Annotated in this window: 1 pseudogene; it reads left to right on the top strand. The window is 37.7% G+C overall.

Annotation, left to right across the window (positions count from 1 at the left end):
• A pseudogene (locus CP363_RS10565) lies at window positions 1–323 on the top strand (DNA polymerase III subunit beta); the annotation flags it as partial.
• Window positions 324–398: the final 75 nt, after the last annotated feature.

Consider the following 398-nt stretch of genomic DNA (forward strand, 5'->3'; position numbering starts at 1 on the left):
CAATTGAGCGTGCTTCGCTTTTATCTCATGAAAGCCGTAATGATGTGGTTAAGTTAAGTCTAAAGCCATCAGAAAGTCTTGTCCGAATTAGTGGTGATTCTCCAGATATCGGTACCGTTGAAGAAAAGGTAGTCACGTCTGCTCTTGATGGTAATGATCTTGAAATCTCGTTCAATCCTAACTACATGACAGATGCTTTGCGTTCTTTTGGTCAGGCAACGATCAAGATTTCATTTACTTCACCATTGCGACCATTTACCTTGGTGCCAACAGAAGATCAAGAAAACTTTGTCCACTTAATTACACCAGTACGGACATTCTAAGAAAGGTCTTATATAAGTTTTATAAAAAAGAGACTACAGAACGTTTTGTTTTGTAACCTCTTTTTTATTTGCCAT

It is taken from the genome of Lactobacillus sp. UMNPBX12 (assembly GCF_002553955.1).
GTDB classification, from domain to species: Bacteria; Bacillota; Bacilli; order Lactobacillales; family Lactobacillaceae; genus Lactobacillus; species Lactobacillus crispatus.